This window comes from Stenotrophomonas sp. STEN030 (assembly GCF_056759995.1).
Genome location: NZ_JBRREB010000011.1, coordinates 40951 through 61214 on the forward strand (window position 1 = coordinate 40951; position 20264 = coordinate 61214).

17 protein-coding genes and 2 tRNA genes are annotated in these 20264 nt (G+C 63.0%); 9 read left to right on the top strand and 10 right to left on the bottom strand.

The genetic code is table 11. The features are described from left to right. The first annotated feature begins 204 nt into the window (after positions 1-204). Genes ACVOLR_RS05795 through ACVOLR_RS05805 form a run of 3 tightly spaced genes read left to right on the top strand, consistent with a single transcriptional unit; the run spans position 205 to position 3134 of the window. Positions 205-2151 (top strand): PEP/pyruvate-binding domain-containing protein, encoded by a 1947-nt coding sequence (locus ACVOLR_RS05795; protein ID WP_481535590.1) that lies wholly within the window; start codon positions 205-207, stop codon positions 2149-2151. 57 nt (positions 2152-2208) lie between these two features. Next, entirely contained in the window at positions 2209-2811 is a 603-nt protein-coding gene (locus tag ACVOLR_RS05800) for a GyrI-like domain-containing protein (protein ID WP_481535591.1), read from the top strand. Positions 2812-2861: 50 nt separating this feature from the next. Beyond that, a complete protein-coding gene (locus ACVOLR_RS05805; protein WP_481535592.1) occupies positions 2862-3134 on the top strand; it encodes a hypothetical protein in 273 nt (90 codons plus the stop codon). Positions 3135-3198: 64 nt separating this feature from the next. Here the strand turns inward: ACVOLR_RS05805 and cydC are convergent, their stop codons facing one another. Continuing rightward, positions 3199-4866, bottom strand: coding sequence for a thiol reductant ABC exporter subunit CydC (cydC, locus tag ACVOLR_RS05810; protein WP_481535593.1), 1668 nt, complete (start codon positions 4864-4866; stop codon positions 3199-3201). Next, positions 4863-6584, bottom strand: coding sequence for a thiol reductant ABC exporter subunit CydD (gene cydD / locus ACVOLR_RS05815; protein WP_481535594.1), 1722 nt, complete (start codon positions 6582-6584; stop codon positions 4863-4865). Before cydD ends, cydC begins: the two co-directional genes overlap by 4 nt. A gap of 200 nt (positions 6585-6784) precedes the next feature. Between cydD and ACVOLR_RS05820 the strand changes: the two genes are divergently transcribed. The 6 genes from ACVOLR_RS05820 (at position 6785) to ACVOLR_RS05845 (ending at position 11347) form a co-directional block, all read left to right on the top strand. Continuing rightward, positions 6785-8371, top strand: a complete 1587-nt coding sequence (locus ACVOLR_RS05820; protein WP_481535595.1) for a cytochrome ubiquinol oxidase subunit I — start codon at positions 6785-6787, stop codon at positions 8369-8371. Between the two features lie 15 nt (positions 8372-8386). Continuing rightward, complete coding sequence (gene cydB, locus ACVOLR_RS05825) at positions 8387-9538, top strand: cytochrome d ubiquinol oxidase subunit II (protein WP_481535596.1); 1152 nt, start codon at positions 8387-8389, stop codon at positions 9536-9538. A 30-nt stretch (positions 9539-9568) separates the two neighbouring features. Next, positions 9569-9679 carry a cytochrome bd-I oxidase subunit CydX gene (gene cydX / locus ACVOLR_RS05830; RefSeq protein ID WP_282269734.1) on the top strand — a complete coding sequence of 37 codons (111 nt, stop codon included), beginning with the start codon at positions 9569-9571 and terminating at the stop codon, positions 9677-9679. Between the two features lie 60 nt (positions 9680-9739). After that, a tRNA-Pro gene (locus ACVOLR_RS05835) sits at positions 9740-9816 on the top strand. 162 nt (positions 9817-9978) lie between these two features. Continuing rightward, positions 9979-10055, top strand: a tRNA-Pro gene (locus ACVOLR_RS05840). Between the two features lie 80 nt (positions 10056-10135). Next, positions 10136-11347 carry a CynX/NimT family MFS transporter gene (locus ACVOLR_RS05845; RefSeq protein WP_481535597.1) on the top strand — a complete coding sequence of 404 codons (1212 nt, stop codon included), beginning with the start codon at positions 10136-10138 and terminating at the stop codon, positions 11345-11347. A 210-nt stretch (positions 11348-11557) separates the two neighbouring features. Here the strand turns inward: ACVOLR_RS05845 and ACVOLR_RS05850 are convergent, their stop codons facing one another. From ACVOLR_RS05850 to ACVOLR_RS05885, 8 genes are all read right to left on the bottom strand, one after another. Further along, complete coding sequence (locus ACVOLR_RS05850) at positions 11558-12814, bottom strand: glutamate-5-semialdehyde dehydrogenase (protein ID WP_481535598.1); 1257 nt, start codon at positions 12812-12814, stop codon at positions 11558-11560. Positions 12815-12844: 30 nt separating this feature from the next. Then, entirely contained in the window at positions 12845-13993 is a 1149-nt protein-coding gene (proB, locus tag ACVOLR_RS05855) for a glutamate 5-kinase (RefSeq protein ID WP_481535599.1), read from the bottom strand. A gap of 4 nt (positions 13994-13997) precedes the next feature. Next, on the bottom strand, positions 13998-14255 hold the full coding sequence (locus tag ACVOLR_RS05860; protein WP_481535600.1) for a YciI family protein: 258 nt from the start codon (positions 14253-14255) through the stop codon (positions 13998-14000). A 367-nt stretch (positions 14256-14622) separates the two neighbouring features. Further along, positions 14623-15921, bottom strand: a complete 1299-nt coding sequence (argH, locus tag ACVOLR_RS05865; protein ID WP_481535601.1) for an argininosuccinate lyase — start codon at positions 15919-15921, stop codon at positions 14623-14625. 81 nt (positions 15922-16002) lie between these two features. Then, complete coding sequence (argC, locus tag ACVOLR_RS05870) at positions 16003-16956, bottom strand: N-acetyl-gamma-glutamyl-phosphate reductase (protein ID WP_481535602.1); 954 nt, start codon at positions 16954-16956, stop codon at positions 16003-16005. Beyond that, positions 16953-17561: a GNAT family N-acetyltransferase gene (locus tag ACVOLR_RS05875; protein ID WP_481535603.1), complete on the bottom strand. Its 609-nt coding sequence runs from the start codon at positions 17559-17561 to the stop codon at positions 16953-16955. The genes argC and ACVOLR_RS05875 overlap by 4 nt, the downstream gene beginning before the upstream one ends. A 2-nt stretch (positions 17562-17563) precedes the next feature. After that, entirely contained in the window at positions 17564-18892 is a 1329-nt protein-coding gene (locus tag ACVOLR_RS05880; RefSeq protein ID WP_481535604.1) for an acetylglutamate kinase, read from the bottom strand. Between the two features lie 72 nt (positions 18893-18964). Beyond that, positions 18965-20062 carry an acetylornithine deacetylase gene (locus ACVOLR_RS05885; RefSeq protein WP_481535605.1) on the bottom strand — a complete coding sequence of 366 codons (1098 nt, stop codon included), beginning with the start codon at positions 20060-20062 and terminating at the stop codon, positions 18965-18967. Positions 20063-20264: the final 202 nt, after the last annotated feature.

The following is a 20264-nucleotide window of genomic DNA, read 5'->3' on the forward strand; positions in this document are numbered from 1 at the left end:
TCACCTGAGCCTCACATCCCGGAGGCGCAACGCTTACCGGGCTGCGCCGCTGCAAATCACACCAATGGGATTGCACTGCTTTCAGCGTTACAGCTCCCCGGCACACAACGGAGCAGGTGCCGGTCGCTTATCATCTGCCTTCCCAAGCTCCAGCACGGCATCATGGATCGAGCCCGTACGCAGCCCGCACTGCGCCTCGTTTGTTTGCAGCGTCTCGTCTTCTGCGCTTTCCTGCTCAGTGCGATTCCTGCTGCGCTGGCGCAAACCGCGCGCAAGCCTTCGCCTTACGAGGCCCGACAAGGTACAGCAGCAGTTGCCACCGACAGTGCGCAAACCCCGGCGCATCTGTCGCGCATTGGTAGCCGTGATGACTTCATGCGTCTGGCGCGGGTCTACAACCCCGGCACGCCGTTAGAAATGCCGCATCTGATCTTCACCATCGATCGACGCGACCCGGCCCGCATCTACTACGTCAATACGCCGCGCCATGAGCTGCACGAGAACTTCGTGCGCCGCGAGCGGCTTCTGCCGCAGCTGGACAAGACCACCCTGAACGCGCAATACAAAGACCCGCAGCGGCGCTTCCTGTTCGGCACCGTCAGCTGGCAGCGCGATCTGCCGGGCTATACCTATGAATTCTGGGAAGGCGACCAACTGACACCGGCCCTGCTCAGGCAGACCGAACAGCTGGTGCGCGGATCGTTCTACGAGCCAATCCGCTTCAAGACCAACTCCACCCTGCACGAACAAACCGCGCGCACGGCTGGTTTGCCCTTCGTCACCCAGGAAGCCTTGCTGCGTGAGCAGTCCTTCCTGCCGTTGAACACGGGTACCGCACAGGGCCGTCTGCGCGTCATCCGCTCGGTCGAGCAGGCAAGCGATCTATCGCCGCAGGACATCGTAGTGCTGGATGAAGTGCCGATCTCGCTGCCACCGGTAGCTGGCCTTGTCACCCAGCGCCCTTCGACACTGCTGTCGCACGTGAATCTGCTGGCCAAGGGTTGGCGTATCCCCAACGTCTATGTCCGCGACGCGCAGGCCGCATTGCGCGTATACGACGGACAGTGGATCGAGCTGGAAGTCACCAACAACAATTACAAGGTGCGGCCTGCCCTTCGCCCGGCCAGCGGGCCCTCCAGAACCACACAGGTCACCGTGCGCAATCTGCCGCGACCCGACGTATCGGTAACCGCACTGAAGCCACTTTCGTCACTTCGTGCCAGGGATAGCAGTCACTGTGGGGTCAAGGCAGCAAATCTAGGTACGTTAAAATCCGCACTGCCGCCGTCTGCGCGGGTCCCGGACGGATTCTGCGTCCCCTTCTCGTACTACCAATCGGCGATGCAGAAACTGCGCATCAATGAGCGGCTGGCCGCGTTGCAGCGGCAACCCAGCTTTGCCAGCGATGCCAAGACCCGCCGTGACGCACTCAGCGCGCTGCGGGCTGAGATCAGCAGCGCAGCGCCGGACCCGGCGTTGGTCCGCAGCCTGCAGTCGCAGTGGCAGAACCAATTGCAGGGACGCGGCGTGTTCGTACGCAGCTCTTCCAACTCGGAAGACCTGCCGAATTTCAGCGGTGCCGGCCTGTATACGACCGTGCCCAACGTGATCGATGCCGAGGCGCTGCTGCGTGCGGTGCGGACAGTGTGGGCGTCGGTTTACAACTTCGAGGCCTACGAAGCACGCCGCGCCGCCGGCCTTGGCCAGGATGCGGTAGCGATGGCGGTACTGGTGCAGCTGGCGGCGCCGTCGGACAGTTCCGGAGTGATGATCACCCGCGACCCGTTTGATGCAGCACGTCGCCATATCACTTACATTTCGGCCAAGCGCGGCCTCGGCATCCGCGTAGTGGAAGGCAAGCGGCAAGCCGAACAGGTGATGTACTCAAACTGGTCCAAGGCCGTGCAGGTCCTCAGCCGCTCAGCCGAAGACACCCAGTTGGTCGCCAATGCCAGCGGCGGTGTGCGCGAGGTGCCGCTGACCGGCTCTCGCCAAGTGTTGACCGACGCCTTGATCGCCAGGCTGGCAGCAGTTGGCAGCCGAACAAAACAGGCGCTGGGCGGTGTCGATCAGGACATCGAGTGGGCAGTTGTTGGCGATGACATACTCATCCTGCAATCGCGGCCCTATGTGGACGGAAGCGCTCGCTGAAGAGCCGCCGATGCCCGGCATTGCCACCGCCTTGTATCAGCCGATCCAGGAGTATCCATGGACAAGATCGATCTCAAGCGTCAGTTGAAGCAGCTCTACCAACCTTCGGCCAAGGTCGTCGACGAGGTCGATGTGCCGGTATTCAACTTCTTGATGATTGATGGCGCAGGCAATCCAAACCTCTCGCCTGACTACAAGAACGCTGTGGAAGCGCTGTTCTCTACTGCCTACACCATCAAGTTCGCGCTCAAGAAATCCGAACGGCTGGACTACGCCGTAATGCCGCTGGAGGGATTGTGGTGGGCCGATGACATGGCGACCTTCCAACGCGATGAGAAGCAGCATTGGCAGTGGACCATGATGATCATGCAGCCGCCGGAAGTGTGCGAGAAGGACGTGGAATCCGCGATCGTCAACTTGCAGAAGAAGTCGCTTGCCGCCCTGTCAAAGCTGCGTTTCGAGAGTTTTCATGAAGGACGCTGCGCGCAGATCCTGCATATCGGCCCCTTCGCCGACGAAGGCCCGACGATCGAGCGCGTGCATACCTTCATCGGCGAACGATCCGCATTGCGCGGCAAGCACCATGAGATCTACCTGACCGACATCAGAAGGGCTGCACCGGAGAAGTGGAAAACCATCATCCGCCAGCCCATGCAGTGAGCCTTAATGATGACCAACCCGACCAACACTCCGCATAGCAGGAATCCATCATGACTTTCTGGCTGGTCGCAGCAGCAGTCAGCATCGGCATTGGCTTGGCAGCCGGCGCCATGTGCCGGCGCACTTGGCTTGCAGTGCTGTTTGCCGCCGTGCTCGGCGGCCTGCTCGCGCCCTATCTTGGTTTGCGCTTTGTCTGGGATGTAACTGGCCATCACGATGCGCAGGATGGCCTGGCCTTCCTGTTCGGACCGATGGTTACCGTGCCGGTAGCCAGCATCGTCGCCTACGGCTTCAAACTCTGGCGTGGCAACAAAGCTCGCTGAAGGCACGCGATTTCCCGCCGCAGCCTTGATTGCATCGAAGCCGGCAGACCCGGCTCCGTGCAGGCTACTGCAGGCTCAACCGCCCCTGCTGCAGCCGGTACTCACGCTGCACCACACCTTCCGGCAGTCGGTCATGGGTGATCATCAACAGGCTGCGCTGGCCCAGCGCCGCTGCCAGATCGAGCAGCAAGGCATGCGCGGTATCCACGTCCAAGCCTTCGGTCGGCTCATCCAGCACCATGATCGGTGCGTTGCGCAACAAGGCACGCGCCAAGGCCAAACGCCGCGCCTGACCCGCCGACATGGTGGCACCGTTCTCGCCTACCCACGCCCCCAGCCCACCTTGTTGCTGCGCCCAATCGCTCAAGCGCACCTGCGCCAGCACCACCCACAGTGCTTCATCGCTGGCTTGTGGATCACCCAGCCGTAGATTCTCGGCGATGCTGCCAGCGAACACCGGCGCGCCCTGCGGCAACCAGGCAATCTGCCGGTACCAATCGTCCTGGGCGAACTCACGCAGATCGACGCCACCGAAGCGCACTGCTCCTTGCTGCGGGTCCCATAGCCGCAGCAGCAACGCGGACAGGGTGGTCTTTCCGCAGCCGCTGTCGCCACGAATGGCGATGCGATCACCCGGTGCCAGTTGCAGATCCACGCCATCCAGCAAACGCCGCGTCTCGCCAGGCCAGGCGAACACCACCTGTTCGAACGCAACCGCAGCCGCGCCGACTGGCATCGCGCGCGGCTGCGCAGACTCTCGCACGGCCGGCGGCTGATCGACAATCTGCCGCAGACGCTTGCCGGCCACCCGAGCCGACTGCAGGGCCTGCCAGGCGATGCCACTGCCCGCTGCGACTTCCAGCAGCGCCACGGTCAGGAACACCAGCGTTGCGGCGAATGGCGCTTCCACCTTGCCAGCCTGGAACGCCGTCAACGCCAGCCACAGCATCGCCAACAGGCCGAGCCCAGCCAGTGTCGAATGCAACACGTTGCCACCGATCAGACGGCCACGACGGCGTTGATCGCTGCGCGCCAACTGCTGCGCTGCTGCATCCACACGCAACACCCAGTCATCGCGGGCACCCAAGGCGGTGAGATCAGCTGCGCCCTCCAAGCCTTCAAACGCCAAGGTGCGCAGACTGGCGCGCTGTTGCGCGCGCTCGGCCTCGACCGCGTCGCCGCGACGCACCGCGAACACCGGCACGCCAATGCCCACCAATACAGCAAGCATCAGCAACAGCAACGCCGCTGGCCAATAGATCAGCGCCGCTCCCGCAACCGTTGCCAGTGCGATACCCGCCAAGGCCAACAAGGGGCTGATGGCACGCACCATCAAACCGTCGACTTCGCCGATATCGGTGATCAGCCGCGCCAACAGCTCGCCGGTACGGCTGCTGCCCAGCCGCGCCGGCGCCAATGGCAGTGCGCGCTGGAAGAACCACACGCGCAGGTCACGGGCAATCCGCAGGGTCGCGTCGTGGCCGACCAGCTTTTCGAAATAGCGCGACGCGATGCGCGCCATCGTCAACCCGCGGATGCCTGCCGAAGGGGAGAAAAAATTGAAGGTACTGCCCATACCCAAGGCACCGGCCAGCGCCGCGGCGGTAAGAAAGCCACCGGACAAGCCCAACAAACCAACACCGGCAACCATCGTGGTGAACAGCAGCAGTGTCGCCAGCGCCAGCCGCCAGCGATGCCGCTTGAATACATCGCGCATCGTCTGCGGGCTCATGCGCGCTCTCCCTGCACTTCAGCCTGCACGCAATCCTGCAGATCGATGACCTTGTCAGCCCAACGCATCGCCGCCTCGCTGTGAGTGGCCATCAGCACGGTGCGGCCACGGGTATGTGCGGCCAGCGCCTGCAATAGATCCGCTTCGGTCTGCGGGTCGAGAAATGCCGTGGGCTCGTCCAGCAGGAACAGATCCGGCTCCAGCAGCAACAGCCGCGCCAGCCCTATACGCCGCGCCTCGCCTCCGGACAGGCCGAATCCACGTTCGCCGATCACGGTGTTCAAGCCCAGCGGCAGATCCTTGGCGAAACGCATCACCTGTGCGACTTCAGCCACCGCCTGCAGCCGCGCAGCACTCACTGCGGGATCGGCCATGCGCAGGTTGTCGGCAATCGAACCGTGGAACAGGTAGGGGCGCTGGCCGGCGTAAGCGATGCGCACACCGTCGCGGACCACGATGCGGCCTTCGCGCGGCGGCAGCCAGCCGGCCAGGGCTTCCAGCAAGGTACTCTTGCCGCTGCCACTGGGACCGATAAGAGCCAGGCGCTGACCGTCGCCGATCTCCAGCGAGAAGTCCTTCAACACGTCATGGGCAGCACCTTGCGGGCGCAGCACGACATTGCGCACCGAGACCAGGGGCGCATGCAGCTGTGCCGGTTCCGGCGCTACCAGGGACGCAGCGACGGAAGTCGCCGCAGCAGCATCCTGATCGTCAGCCAGCAGGCGCTCGACTTCGGCCGCTGCCGCCAACGCATTGGCACGGTCGTGGTAATGCGCAGCCAGGCGCCGCAATGGCGCATAGAACTCCGGTGCCAACAGCAGGCAGAACATACCGGTGCCCAGCGTCGGCACCACCGAATGCAGCGACATCAGGCCCAGATAGCTCAACCCCAGGTACAGCGCCACCATCGCCACGCTGACCGAGGCGAAGAATTCCAACACGGTCGAGGACAGGAAGGCGATACGCAGCACCTTCATGGTGCGCTCGCGCACGCCATCAGCGGCGGCGGCAATCCCTTCCAGCTCGGCTTCACCGCGCCCGTACAGGCGCAACAGGCCAAGGCCCTTGATGCGATCGGCAAAGTGACCGCTCATGCGCGCCAGCTCGCCCAGCTGTGCCCGACCGGCGGCCTCGGCCCCCCAGCCCACCAGCATCATGAAGAAAGGCACCAGCGGCGCGGTGAAGAGGAAGATCAGCGCCACCACCCAGTCCACATAGGCCACGGCGGCGGCAATCAGCAGCGGCACCACCACCACTTCCACCCGCACCGGCTGGAATCCGGCGTAATAGCCCTCGATCGCGTCGCCATGTGACAGCAGAAGCTCGCCCAGCTCGCCAGTGCGCTGACGCCGCAGCCACAGCGGCCCACGCGCCATCAAACGCCGATACACCTGCTCTCGCAGGGCCAGCTTGGCGCTGTCGGCCACCTTGCCGGCGGCGGTCTGGGCGACCCCGCCCAGCAGACTGCGCAGCACCAGCACGGCCGCCAATATCCAGAAACCGTGAATTACCTGTACCCAATTCAGCCGTTCCACGACTATGCTCTGGATCAGCCAGGCAATGGCGCCAGCCTGCACGATCAGCAGCGCACCTGAAGTACAGACGGCCACGGCCGCCAAACGCTGCTGCGACCGGGCTCCGGACGCCAGAGCCGCCAGCCACTGCTGCTGTACGCGGCGTTGCTGTTGCACCGCGTTGGAATGTGGAACTTCGCTCAAGACTGACAACTCAGGTGAAGGAGAACCAGGTGATTGTAAGCAAGCCGTACCCAGCCTGCCGGCCCTGCACGATCGGCGTTGGACAGCCAGCCCACATTGATCCAGATCAAGGCATTGGCAGGCCTGAACGGGGAGTATCGCTGCCATAGAACCCCTCCCAGCCACTCCATGACGCCCAATTCCCACGAGGTAGCCAGGCCATGATCGACTCAACAGTCGTAGAACTGTCACGTCTACAGTTCGCGCTGACCGCGATGTACCACTTCATTTTCGTCCCGCTCACGCTGGGGCTCTCTTTCATGATCGCGATCATGGAGAGCGTCTATGTGATGACCGGCAAGGATGTCTGGCGCCGCATGACCCTGTTCTGGGGCGTGCTGTTCGGCATCAACTTCGCCATGGGTGTGGGTACCGGCATCGTGATGGAGTTCCAGTTCGGCATGAACTGGTCCTATTACAGCCACTATGTGGGTGACATCTTCGGCGCACCGCTGGCCATTGAAGGCCTGATGGCGTTCTTCCTGGAAGCGACCTTCATCGGTCTGTTCTTCTTCGGCTGGGGCCGCCTGTCCAAGGTGCAGCACTTGACCGTGACCTGGCTGATGGCGCTGGGCACCAACCTGTCGGCACTGTGGATCCTGATCGCCAACGGCTGGATGCAGTACCCGGTGGGTGCGGTGTTCAACCCGGAAACGATGCGCATGGAAGTGGTGGATTTCGCCGCCGTGCTGCTGAACCCGGTTGCCCAGGCCAAGTTCGTGCACACCGTCTCCGCCGGTTATGTGGCAGGTGCGATGTTCGTGATGTCGATCTCGGCCTTCTTCATGCTGCGTGGCAAGCACCGTGACATTGCCCGCCGCTCGTTCGCTGTGGCCTCGGCATTCGGCCTGCTGGCGTCCATCTCCGTCGCTGTGCTGGGTGATGAATCCGGTTACGCCACGGCAGAAAACCAGAAGATGAAGCTGGCCGCCATCGAAGGCATGTGGCACACCCACCCGGCACCGGCACCGTTCACTGCATTCGGCATCCCGAACCAGCAGGAACAGCGCAACGACTTCGAAGTCCAGATTCCATATGTGATGGGCCTGATCGCCACCCGTTCGCTGGATGAAGAGATCCCGGGCATCCTGGACCTGGTCAAGCAGGCCGAAGGTCGCGTCAAGGGCGGCCAGATTGCCTACGCCGCGCTTGAGCGCATCCGCGCCGACAAGAACGACGTGGAAGCCCGCGAGGTCTTCGACCGCCATTGGCAGGATCTGGGTCACGGCCTGCTGCTGAAGCGTTACCGCGACGACATCGAGAACGCCACCCCTGAGCAGATTGCACAGGCTGCGCTGGATACGGTGCCGACGGTTGGCCCGCTGTTCTGGACCTTCCGCGTCATGGTCGGCCTGGGCATCTACATGATTGGCTTCTTCGCCCTGGCCTTCTACTACTCCTGCCGCAACAACTTCGAGCACAAGCGCACCTTCCTGCGGGTTGCCCTGTGGTCGCTGCCGGCACCGTGGATCGCCATCGAATGCGGCTGGTTCATCGCCGAGTACGGCCGTCAGCCGTGGGCCGTTGATGGCGTGCTGCCGACCTTCTATGCAGCTTCCGGCCTGGCCGTCTACGAAATCCTGGCAACGCTGGTCGGCTTCACCGCGCTGTACACGGTGCTGCTGGTGATCGAAGTCAAGCTGATGCTCAAGGCCATCCGCAAGGGCCCGGACGAAATCCTGCCTTCGCTGCAGCAGTCGGCCGTCGCAACCAACCACGCCAATGCCTCTGGCAACGGCCAGGCATAAGGCAGGAGAACACTCATGGAATTCATTCTTCTGGACTACACGACGCTACGCGTGATCTGGTGGTTGCTGCTGGGCATCCTGCTGATCGGCTTCGCGGTAATGGACGGCTTCGACCTTGGCGTTGGCACCCTGCTGCCGTTCGTGGCCAAGACCGATGAAGAGCGCCGTTTGGTGATCAACACCATCGGCCCGGTATGGGAAGGCAACCAGGTGTGGCTGGTGCTCGGTGGCGGCGCGATCTTCGCCGCCTGGCCACCGCTGTATGCGGTGAGCTTCTCCGGCTTCTACCTGGCGATGTTCCTGATCCTGTTCGCACTGATCCTGCGCCCGGTCGGTTTCAAGTACCGCAGCAAGATGCCGACCCAACGCTGGCGCAACAACTGGGACAAGGCGCTGTTTGTCGGCGGGTTCATCCCGGCGCTGATCATGGGCGTGGCGGTTGGCAACGTACTGCTGGGTGTGCCGTACCACTTCGACGACACCCAGCGCGTGTTCTACACCGGCAACCTGCTCGGCCTGTTGACCCCGTTTGCGCTGCTGGCTGGTCTGGTCAGCGTGGCGATGCTCGTGTCGCACGGTGCGGCAATGCTGGTGCTGAAGACCAATGGTCCTGTCGCTGAGCGTTCGGCAAAGATCGGCAGCATCGCCGCCATTGCATCGTTCGTACTGTTCGCACTTGCTGGTGCCTGGGTTGCCTTCGGCCTGCCGGGTTATCAGATCACCTCGCAGATCGTGACCGATGGCGCCAGCAATCCGCTGCTGAAGACGGCTGAGTTGTCCCCGGCCGGTGGCTGGCTGCACAACTACAGCACCATGCCGGCCACGATCCTGGCGCCGGTGGTTGGCCTGCTGGGCGCATTGGCCAGCGCGGTGCTGCTGCGCAAGCGTCGTGGTGGTCTGGCCTTCCTCGCCTCGGGTGCCTCCATCGCCGGCATCATCCTCACCGTTGGCTTTGCGATCTTCCCGTTCCTGCTGCCCTCCTCCACCAGCCCGGTCTCCAGCCTGACGGTGTGGGACGCCTCCTCCAGCCACCTGACGCTGTGGGTGATGCTGCTGGCCACCGTGATCTTTCTGCCACTCATCATCGCTTACACCACCTGGGTGTACCGCGTCATGAAGGGCAAGACCACGCTTGAAGAGATGGGTGAAAACCCGAACGCCTACTGATCCGCAACCAAAACACTAAGGAGACAACTCATGTGGTATTTCGCTTGGATTCTGGGTGCGGGCCTCGCTGCGACGGTCGCCATCCTCAACGGCATGTGGTTTGAAGCGCGCGAAGCAAACAAGATCGATGCAAAGCGCTGAAAACTTGCGTGAAGGTATTGCCAAAACGCCGGACTGAGCGTATCTTTCCGGCTCCCTTCGCGGGGTGTAGCTCAGTCTGGTAGAGCGCTACGTTCGGGACGTAGAGGTCGCAGGTTCGAATCCTGTCTCCCCGACCAAAGGGTCGGAACAAAAGCCTGGAATAACGGCAACGTTGTCCAGGCTTTTTATTCGGCGGTACACAGTTACCGGCAGCCAACGCACCACGCCTTGCAGGCAGCGCTGGCTGAACAAAAGAACTTGCAGGGCACGAGGTTCACCGCTATCATAGGCGGCTCCTTCGGGGTGTAGCTCAGTCTGGTAGAGCGCTACGTTCGGGACGTAGAGGTCGCAGGTTCGAATCCTGTCTCCCCGACCAATTTGACAAAAGCCGGCCTCTGGTCGGCTTTTGTTTTTGGTGGGTTTCAAACGACGCCACCCACCGCGTCGGAGTAAGCAATGTCCACGCCCGCCCAGTCCCTCATCCGGCACCCCCTGCTCAAGGGCCGCCTGCTGGCGTTTGCCGCCATCGTCCTGGTCGCCGCCAACCTGCGCAGCGCCGTCACCTCGCTGACCCCGTTGCTGGACCGGCTGGGCCACGTGTTCGATTTCGGCAGCACCATGACCGGCGTGCTCGGCATGATGCCGACCGCCGCCTTTGCCGTGTTCGGTCTGGCCACGCCACGCATCACCCGCGCCATCGGCCTGGAACGCACCGCCGTGCTGACCATGGTGCTGGCTACCATCGGCCTGCTGCTACGCGCCTTCGCCAACGATGTCGGCATGTTACTGCTCGGTTCGGCAGTCGCGCTGGCCGGCATGGGCATGGGCAATGTGGTGGTGCCGCCGCTGGTGAAGCGCTACTTCGCCGACCGCGTGGGCACGCTGAGCACGATTTACATATCCGTGTTGCAGGCCGGCACGATGGTGCCTGCATTGTTGGCGGTACCGGTGGCCGATCAGTTCGACTGGCGCATCTCGCTGGGCATGTGGTCGCTGTTGTCGATGGCTGCGTTGTTGCCGTGGATCCTGCTGGCACGCAATGCACCGCGTGCGGAAACAACCACCACCAGCATCGAGCATGCCCCCGGCCGCGTGTGGAAGACGCAACTGGGTTGGGGCATGGCATTGATGTTCGGCATGACCTCGCTGGGCACGTATTCGCTGTTCACCTGGTTACCCAAAGTTATGGTGGAAGCAGGCGCAAGCGAGTCCTTTGGTGGCGTGATGGTCGCGGTGTACTCGGCGATCGGCCTGCTGCCCTCGCTACTGGTGCCGGCATTGGCAGTGCGCATGCGTAACCCATTCCCGATCGCGGTGATGGTGTTCGTGTTGAACATGATCGCCTTCGCAGGCCTGCTGTGGGCGCCGATGAGCGCGCCCCTGCTGTGGGCGGTGATCGCCGGCCTTGGCCCCTCAACCTTCCCGCTTGGCCTGACCCTGATCAACCTGCGCACGCGCAGCCAGGCCGGTTCGGCGGCGCTATCGGGCTTCATGCAGGGCGTTGGTTACAGCCTGGCGTGCCTTGGACCGCTGCTGTTCGGCTGGCTGCACGGCATGAGCGATGGCTGGGCATGGTCGTTTGCCTTCCTCGCCTGCTGCTCAGGCGTATTGCTGACCGGCGCGTGGTTTGCCTGCAAACCGCAGCAGCTGGAAGATCACTGGAAGTAAGCCGCGATTGATACAGAAAAGCCGCCGATGTGAATCGGCGGCTTCTTCGTATTCGCGCAAGCAACGTAGCCCGGCACCGGCGGATCATCGCGTGTTGTGGGAGCGGCGTAAGCCGCGAAGCTGACGGCATTCGAAGTCCTGGAGCTTTGTGCACACCCAAGCTACGGGCGCTTCGCGACCTACCCGGGCCACAGCGCTTGCTTGCCACAACTACTTCAGCGGATGCCTTACCTGGCCCTCACCGCGCACCACGAAGCGCTCCACCGTCAACGCTTCCAGACCCATCGGTCCATAGGAATGCAGGCGCGTGGTGGAAATGCCGATCTCCGCACCAAGGCCCAGCTCGCCGCCATCGGAGAAGCGTGAAGAGGCATTGACCATCACCACTGCCGAACGCAATGCACGCACGAAGGCTTCGCCATGCACTGGATTTCCGGTGGCGATGACTTCGGTGTGATCGGAGGTGAAGGTCTGGATATGGGCGATGGCCGCAGCCATGTCCGGTACGACCCGGATCGCGAGAATCAGATCCAGGTATTCAGCGGCGTAGTCCTCTTCTGTTGCCGGCACGACGTCCGCAAGCAACGCCTGGGTCGCTGCATCACCACGCAGCTCAACGCCCCGCTCGCGCAGCGCTGCGGCCGCCAGCGGCAGGAACCGCGCCGCGATCGCCTCATGTACCAGCAGCGTCTCCAGCGAATTGCAGGCTGAAGGGCGCGAAGTCTTACCGTCGACCAGCAAGTCCACAGCCAGCTTCAGATCGGCGCTGTCATCGACAAACAGATGGCAGACGCCCTTGTAGTGCTTGATCACCGGCACCCGCGCGTGCTCGGCAACGAAGCGGATCAGGCCTTCGCCGCCACGCGGAATCGCCAGATCGATGATGTCGTTGAGCTGCAGCAGCTCCAGCATGGTCTCGCGGCGCAGGTCTTCAACCAGCGTGAGTGCCGCATCCGGCAAATTTGCCTCGCGCAATGCGCGCTTGAGACTGGCAGCAATCGCCGTGTTGGAATGGATGGCCTCGGAGCCACCGCGCAGGATCACGCCATTGCCGGCCTTGATGCACAGCGCTGCGGCATCGGCAGTCACGTTCGGGCGCGCCTCGTAGATCATCGCGATCACGCCCAGCGGCACCCGCACCCTCTGCACGCGAATGCCATTGGGCCGGTCGTAGTCGCGGGTAACTTCGCCCACCGGATCCGGCAAGGCGGCGACTTCGCGTAGCGCATCGGCAACACCGCGCAGACGTTCTGGGTTCAAGGCGAGACGATCCAGCATTGCCGAACCCACACCCTTGTCGCGCGCGGCCTGCAGGTCACGCGCATTTGCGGCGAGGATGCTGCCGGCATCGGCTTCCAGCGCGTCAGCCATCGATTTTAGAAGCGCGCTGCGAGCGGCACCGGAAAGCAGCCCCAGCTGCTGTGCGGCATCGCGGCACTGCAATGCTAGGGTACGGATATCACTCATGTTCTGACCTGCCGATAATCAAGGAAAAACTCACAGCAACACCAAATCATCGCGATGGACCACGTTGTCGCCGTAGTTGTAACCAAGGATGGATTCGATTTCGCGGGTGTGATGCTGGCTGATGCGACGGATATCCACGGCCGAGTACTGGCTGACGCCGCGCGCCACACGCTGCTGGCCCCGCGGATCGAACAGGCGCACTTCAACCATATCGCCGCGACGGAACTCGCCTTCCGCGCCGACCACGCCACCGGGCAGCAGCGAGGCACCCTTGTCGCGCAGCGCACGGGCAGCGCCAGCATCGATCAGGATCACCCCCGGCTCCAGTGGTGCGTGCTTCAACCAGTATTTGCGTGCGGCGATGCGCGACTGCCCTGCACGCAGACGGGTGCCATGCAACCTGCCCTGGGCAAGACCACGCACTACATCGCCACTACGACCATTGAACAGGAAAGTATCGATGCCAGCCGCGCCAGCCTTGGCGGCGGCCTGCAGCTTGGTGTGCATACCGCCAGTGCCGACCGCGCTACCGCTGCCGCCGGCCATGGCCAGGACGTCCGGCGTCAACTCGGTGACTTCATTGATCGGTTGCGCATCGGGGTTGCTGCGCGGATCGGCAGTGTAGAGGCCATCGATGTCGGTGGCGATGAACAATGCATCGGCATCGACCAGCGCGGCGACGATGGCGGCGAGATTGTCGTTGTCGCCCAGTTTGAGCTCATCCACCGATACGGTGTCGTTCTCGTTGATGACCGGCAACGCGCCGAGTGCTAGCAGCTCATTGAGCGTTGCCCGCGCATTGAGGTAGCGGCGACGATTGCGCAGATCATCGTGGGTGAGCAGCACCTGTGCTACCGGGCGTTCGAAGAAGCGCTGCCACAACCCGATCAGCTGCGCCTGGCCCAAGGCTGCCAGCGCCTGCCGGGCTGCCATTGCCGCGCCAGCCTCTGCTGCCTTGGGCACGATGGCACGACCGGCGGCGACTGCGCCAGAAGAGACGATCACTACTTCACGCCCAGCCAGCACATTGGCCGAGACGAACTGCGCCAGACCGAGCGCGAAACGCGGGGTCAGACCTCCACCATCGGCTGCGAGCAGGCTGCTGCCGACCTTGAGTACGGCACGGCGCCACTGCGGCAGCGCTTGTTCGGTGAAGGGCGAAAACGAAGTCTGGATCATGGGATCAGCGCGTATTCCACTCATGGATGGTCAGCTCGGAGCTGTCGTGGATGGCCAGCGGATCAGTGGCCACGATGGCTTGGGCTGCCTCCAGCGTGTCGATGTTCTTCAACACATAGGCGCCACCTTTGCCGTCGCTGAAACCGCCGGTCAGGTGCAGTTGGTCTTTCGCAACGAGTGCGTTGAGGAAAGCTATGTGCGGGGCAATCACGGCGTCGTCGAATGACGGCTTGCGCATTGCCAGTACCAGGTAGAGCTTCATTGAATTCTCCTTTAGCTGCGTATGACACCACGCCGAAGCGGAAGTTGGTGCGATTGCTTTCGCTTGGAACTTGCTGTGGCTGTGGCCTTGGATTTGGCTGTTGCTTTGGCTGTTGCTTAAGCCCCTCTCCCGCCTGCGGGAGAGGGGTTGGGGTGAGGGCAAGCTTCTAGCTAGGCAGAAAATCAAAAGCCCCCTCATCCGCCCTTCGGGCACCTTCTCCCGCAAGCGGGAGAAGGGACAGCCGCAGCCGGAGCCGGAGCCAGAGCCAGAGCCAGAGCCAGAGCAACAGCCACGGCCAACACCAAAGCCAAAGCAAAGCCAAAAACCTAAACCAATACGGGCGCCTTTCGGCGCCCGCATCAAACCATCAGTCCTGCAACGCGCTCCAGCGCGCACTGAGCTCTTCCAACCGAAGATCCGCCGCAGCACCAGGCGACACACGTGCCGCCAAGCTACCCTCAGGCGTACGCCCCTGCCCCGCCGTATCCGCTGCCTCTGCTGCCGCCTTGTAGGCGTCCCGGAACGGTACACCCGCCACCGCAGCCTCCACCGCCACATCGGTTGCATACATGCCCGAATCGATTGCCGCGCGGATGTTGTCGTCGCGCCAATCCAGATTCGACAACAAGGCCGGCAGCAGCTCCAGCGCCGCCAGACCACGGCCAAACCCGTGCACGATCGCGCCCTTGGAGTTCTGCAGGTCGCGCTGGTAGCCGGACGGCAGCGACAGCAGCTGCTCGATCTCGGTACGTGCGGCAGCGATGCTGGCGTGGGTGGCGCGCATCAGCTCGATCACGTCCGGGTTGCGCTTGTTCGGCATGATCGAACTGCCGGTGGTGTACTGCGCCGGCAGTGCCACAAAGGCAAACTCACCAGTGGTGAACAGCGACAGATCCCAGGCGATACGACGCAGATCCAGCGTCGCACCGCCCAGCGCTTCCAACGCCGCCAGCTCGAACTTGCCGCGCGAGAGCTGCGCGTAGATCGGGCTGATCTGCATGCGCGAGAAACCCAGCGCTTTCGTGGTGTGCTCGCGATCCAATGGCAGGTTGACGCCGTAGCCAGCGGCCGTACCCAGCGGATTGGTGTCGATCAGCGCACGCGTGTCACGGGCACGGATGGCGTTGTCGATGAAGGCTTCGGCCCAGCCGGCCCACCACATGCCCGCCGAGGACACCACCGCACGCTGGATGTGGGTGTAGCCAGGCAGCGGCTGCAGCTGCTCGGCAGTCGCGCGATCCAAGGCAACTTTGGCGACCTCGGTGCTGATCTGCGCCACGCGCTCCAGCTTGTCCTTCAGCCACAGACGGGTTGCGACCAGGATCTGGTCGTTGCGGCTGCGGCCGGTGTGGATCTTGCGACCAGCATCACCCAGGCGCTCGGTCAGTCGTGCCTCGATGGCCGAGTGGCAATCTTCGTACTGCTCGTCCAGCACGAATGCGCCATTGCGGAAATCCTCGGCCAGAATCGCCAGCTCACGCTTCAGCGCAGCCAGTTCATCCTCACTGAGGATGCCGATGTGCTGCAGGCCTTCCGCATGCGCGGTGCTGGCCTGGATGTCGTGCAGGAAGAACTCGCGGTCCAGGATGACGTCGTCACCGGCCAGGAAGGTCTGGATCTTCGCGTCAACCGCGACGCCGGGTTTCTGCCAAAGCAAATTAGTCATGTCGATCTCTATAAATGCAGCTTTGTAGGAGCGGCATTAGCCGCGAAGCTGGCAGCCTCTCAGCCGCCACCCCACCAAAAATCAATACGGAACCGCCATCAACTCATCCAGCCCCAACGCCCGGTTGAGGTTCTGCAGAGCCTGCGTAGCCGCGCCCTTGAGCAGGTTGTCGATGGTCGCCACAACCACCACGCGCTTGTTGCCTGGCGCCATGGTGAAACCACCAATCTGCACGCCATGCTTGCCGGCAATGCGGCTGACCCACGGCGCCTCATCAACCACTTCGATCAGCGGCTCGTTGGCATAACGCTGCTGGTACAGCGCGACGATCTCTTCACGGCTGCGCGGCTGCTGCAGCCACAGATTGACGGTCATGGTGATGCCGCGGAAATGCGGCGCGACATGCGGCATGAACTCCACCGGCACGCCGAGCTGGGTTGCAACCTCACGCTCGTGCACGTGATTGGTCAGCGCGTACGGCATCAGGTTGTCGCGCAGCAGCTCTGGGTTGTTCTTGTCCGACGGTGTTGTACCGGCACCCGACCAACCCGATACGCCGAAGCAGGTCGGCGGGCCAGCCAGTTGGCTCAGCAGCGGCGCGATCGCCAGCTGCATGGCAGTGGCGTAGCAGCCCGGGTTGCTGATCCGCTTCTGCCCGGCATAACGGGCACGGGTCAACTCCGGCAGGCCGTAATACCAGCTGTTGTCGAAGCGGTAATCCGCTGACAGATCAACTATCAGCGTGTCCGGTGCGCCTGCGTCCAGTGCGGCAACAAAGGGTTCGCCCTTGCCGTTGGGCAACGCCAGCACCACTGCATCCACGCCCTTGGCGGCGACCGCCTCCGAGTCCAGACTTTCGTAACGCAGCTCGCCGTTGTAAGCATCGTTGTGGTCAGCCACGCGCTGTCCGGCCAGCTCACGCGAGGACACGAAGGCCAGCTCGATGCGCGGGTGTGCGGACAGCAGGCGGATCAGCTCGGCGCCGGTGTAACCGCGCGCGCCAACGATGCCTACGGAAAATTTGTTGTCAGTCATGAATGCGAATCCAGAAGGAATTGCAGGTGGGTTTTCACCGCCGGCCACTCCGTATCGATGATGGAGAACACCACGGTATCGCGGCGCGATCCGTCGGCGTGACGCTTGTGGCTGCGCAATACGCCATCCTGCTTCGCGCCAAGGCGGGCAATGGCGGTGCGTGAGGCGTGATTGAACCAGCTGGTCTCGAAGCCCACGCTGATGCAGCCTAGGGTTTCAAACGCATGTCGCAGCAACAACAGCTTGGCCTCGGTATTGAGCCCGCTGCGCTGCACGCGCGGGTGGTACCAGGTGTAGCCGATGTTCAAGCGTGGCACATCGGCTTCAAGCGCGTAATAGCGGGTACTTCCAACAACCTCACCATTGGCATCCTTGACCACGAACGCGAGCACCCTGCCCTGCGCCTGTGCTTCCAGCGCGGCGACAATGTAATGGCCTGCGCGTTCCGGCGCGGGTACGTTGGTATACCAACAGCGCGCCAACTCACCCTCGCCCAAGGCACGCTGCAGCGCATGCACGTGTTCGAGCTGCAGCGGCTCCAGCGTCACGTGCTGGCCCTTCAGGGTCGGCACCTGGCTCCAGTGCCCGGCGGTGGCAAGATCCATGCTCACCCTTGCAGGCTCGGCTTGCGCTCACCGCAATGCGCGACGTAGCCCTTGATGCTGTCGAAGTCGGTGGCACCAAACCAGAACACCTTCCAATGACCGAGCTTGTAGCAGCCATCGGACTCGGAATAGTAGAAATGATTGACCGGGTTGCCGTTGCGCGAGCGCCAGAACAGCTGCGGGGTTTCTTCCAGCATCACGTTCCATACCGCGCGCCCAAGGCCTTCGCCCTGGGCGTCATCGAGCACCGCGAACTTGTCCAGGTACACGCCTTCGGCCTCATCGGTGAGCACCACCGCCGTGCGATAGTTCTCGCTGACATAGGCGCGCAGCAGCTTGGTCTTCTCGAAGTAGTCCGGCACCAGGGTGCGGCCGAAGCTCGATTCGATCAGTGACTTCAACCGTGCGGTGTCGAGCTGATCCCACGACGTCGCCTTCAGCACCTTTTCGCCACGGCGTACCAGCGTGCCGGAACCCTTGTGGGTGAACAGCTCCTTGGCCAGATCAGCCGGGCGCGTGATCGACACCGAGGACTCTTCCGGCAAACGATCCAGAAGGTCCTTGATCTGCTCGATTTTGACCCGCATGCCGCCATGGATCCACGGCTGCTGCATCAGCTGTTCGTACTCGGTGGACAGATTGATCGAGTCGATCAGCTTGCCCTCTTCATCAAGCAGGCCACCGGTGCCGGTCAGGAAGATGATCTTGTACGGCTGCAGCTCCTGCACCAGCTCATTGGCAGCGAAGTCGGCATTGACGTTGAGGATCTGCCCGCTCGGGGTTTCGCCCAAGCTGGTGATCACCGGGATCGAGCCGGCGCGCAGGCTCGCCTCGATCGGCGCCAGGTTGACCTTCTTCACCTCACCAACCAGACCGTAGGTATCCAGATCCAGATACTCGGCTTCGAACACGCCACCGGTGATCGAAGTAGCGCGCGCGCCATTCTGCTGCAGCGCTTCGACCAGCTTGAGGTTGGACTGCTGGAACACCTTGCGCACGATCGCCAGTGCTTCAGGCGAAGTAACGCGCAGGCCATCGATGGTCTTCTTCTCGATGCCGGCAGCAGACAGCTCGGCATCCAGCTGCGGGCCAGCGCCGTGCAGCACGATCGGGGTCAGGCCCACTTCCTGCAGGAAGGACAACGACGAAGTCAGCGCCTCCAGATCGTCGCGCAGCACTGCGCCACCGACCTTGACCACGGCAAAGCGCTTGGCATCAAGCTGCGAAAAGCGCTTGAGGTACTGGCTGATTTCCTTCGCACTGGCCATGCTCGAAAGCAGGCGAACGATGGTCTGGCGGGTCTGGCGGTGCGGCTGCATGGCTGGGGACATTACTTGTATCTACATGGCGACGTTGAAGGTCGCGGGAAGGAGCCGGCGGCAAGCCGCCGGGCCACGAGCGGCTCAGGCGCCGCGTTGCAGGATCTGCAGCACCGACTCGGCGTAGCGCTGCAACTGCTCCAGCGTCACGAATTCATCGGCGGTGTGGGCCTGGGCGATATCGCCGGGGCCGTACACCATGGTTGTGTAACCACCAGCCGAGAACAGCGAAGCCTCGGTCCAGAAATCCACCGCATTGCCGATTGGCAGGCCCAGCTCGTCGGCCACATCGCGCGCGGCCAGTCGACGTTCCTCGGCGCGGGCGATATCACCGGACGGCAGGCTCGGGCCGCGGAAGGTTTCTTCAAAATGCGCGGCCTGTGGCTCGGCAAAGCTGGCGAAGGTGCCCAGCAGCGCGTCGATATCCATCGACGGCAGCGGCCGGAAGCCAAAACGCAGCTCGGCTTCGGGCGCGATCATATTGGCCTTGATGCCACCTTCGACGCGGCCGATGTTGAAGCGCAGGCCGGTCAGGCCACCAAAGCGTGCATGCGCCAGCGACTCCACATGGTCCAGCGCCTTGCCGCCCCAGCGCATCGCCTGGTGCAAAGCACTGGCGGATGGGTCCTGCTTGCCCGAGGCGTGGCCGGCACGGCCCTGGAACTTCATCAGCACCGAGCTGATGCCACGGTGCGCGAGCACTGCTTCGCTCATGGTCGGCTCGGCGACGATCACCGCTTCATAAGCGATGCCACGCGCCAGGAAGGCAGCGATGCAACGCGGATCATTGGCTTCTTCGTCACTGGAGAACAGGAACGCGGCATCGCCGTCGGTCAGGTTGGCTGCAGCCACCAGCGCTGCTGCAGCGCCCTTGATGTCGCAGACGCCGAGGCCGACAACGCGGTCGTCGAGGCGACGCATCACGTGTGGATCGGCGGACCAGTGCGGCGAATCCGGCACGGTATCCAAGTGCACGTTGAACAGGTATTTCGGCGTGCCGCGTACCGCATAGAAGCTGACCGCACCAGCACCGTGGTCGATCACCTCGACATTGAAGCCCGGCAGGTTGTCGCGCAGGTAATCAAAGATGCCACCGGTGGTGATGGCACGCGGCGGATTGCGGGTGTCGTAGGACACCAGCTTTTCCAGGTGATCGAGGGTGGATTGGAGCAGCTTGGTCATGGTGGGCAGCAGGTAATCACAGCAATGATCGGGGGGCTTTGCCTTCTCCCGCTTGCGGGGGAAGGTGCCCGGAGGGCGGATGGGGGGAGCTTTTGATTTGCCTCGTCTGCTTTGAGAGCAAGCAACGACGGAAGCAGAAGCTGCCCTCACCCCAGCCCCTCTCCCGTAAACGGGAGAGGGGCTTTGAGCATCACGCATCTCG

Coding starts and splice junctions, on each gene's coding strand:
- ACVOLR_RS05800 (WP_481535591.1), top strand. CDS start 2,209: ATGGACAAGATCGATCTCAAGCGTCAGTTGAAGCAGCTCTACCAACCT.
- ACVOLR_RS05805 (WP_481535592.1), top strand. CDS start 2,862: ATGACTTTCTGGCTGGTCGCAGCAGCAGTCAGCATCGGCATTGGCTTG.
- cydC (WP_481535593.1), bottom strand. CDS start 4,866: ATGAGCCCGCAGACGATGCGCGATGTATTCAAGCGGCATCGCTGGCGG.
- ACVOLR_RS05820 (WP_481535595.1), top strand. CDS start 6,785: ATGATCGACTCAACAGTCGTAGAACTGTCACGTCTACAGTTCGCGCTG.
- cydB (WP_481535596.1), top strand. CDS start 8,387: ATGGAATTCATTCTTCTGGACTACACGACGCTACGCGTGATCTGGTGG.
- cydX (WP_282269734.1), top strand. CDS start 9,569: ATGTGGTATTTCGCTTGGATTCTGGGTGCGGGCCTCGCTGCGACGGTC.
- ACVOLR_RS05845 (WP_481535597.1), top strand. CDS start 10,136: ATGTCCACGCCCGCCCAGTCCCTCATCCGGCACCCCCTGCTCAAGGGC.
- ACVOLR_RS05850 (WP_481535598.1), bottom strand. CDS start 12,814: ATGAGTGATATCCGTACCCTAGCATTGCAGTGCCGCGATGCCGCACAG.
- proB (WP_481535599.1), bottom strand. CDS start 13,993: ATGATCCAGACTTCGTTTTCGCCCTTCACCGAACAAGCGCTGCCGCAG.
- ACVOLR_RS05860 (WP_481535600.1), bottom strand. CDS start 14,255: ATGAAGCTCTACCTGGTACTGGCAATGCGCAAGCCGTCATTCGACGAC.
- argH (WP_481535601.1), bottom strand. CDS start 15,921: ATGACTAATTTGCTTTGGCAGAAACCCGGCGTCGCGGTTGACGCGAAG.
- argC (WP_481535602.1), bottom strand. CDS start 16,956: ATGACTGACAACAAATTTTCCGTAGGCATCGTTGGCGCGCGCGGTTAC.
- ACVOLR_RS05875 (WP_481535603.1), bottom strand. CDS start 17,561: ATGGATCTTGCCACCGCCGGGCACTGGAGCCAGGTGCCGACCCTGAAG.
- ACVOLR_RS05880 (WP_481535604.1), bottom strand. CDS start 18,892: ATGTCCCCAGCCATGCAGCCGCACCGCCAGACCCGCCAGACCATCGTT.
- ACVOLR_RS05885 (WP_481535605.1), bottom strand. CDS start 20,062: ATGACCAAGCTGCTCCAATCCACCCTCGATCACCTGGAAAAGCTGGTG.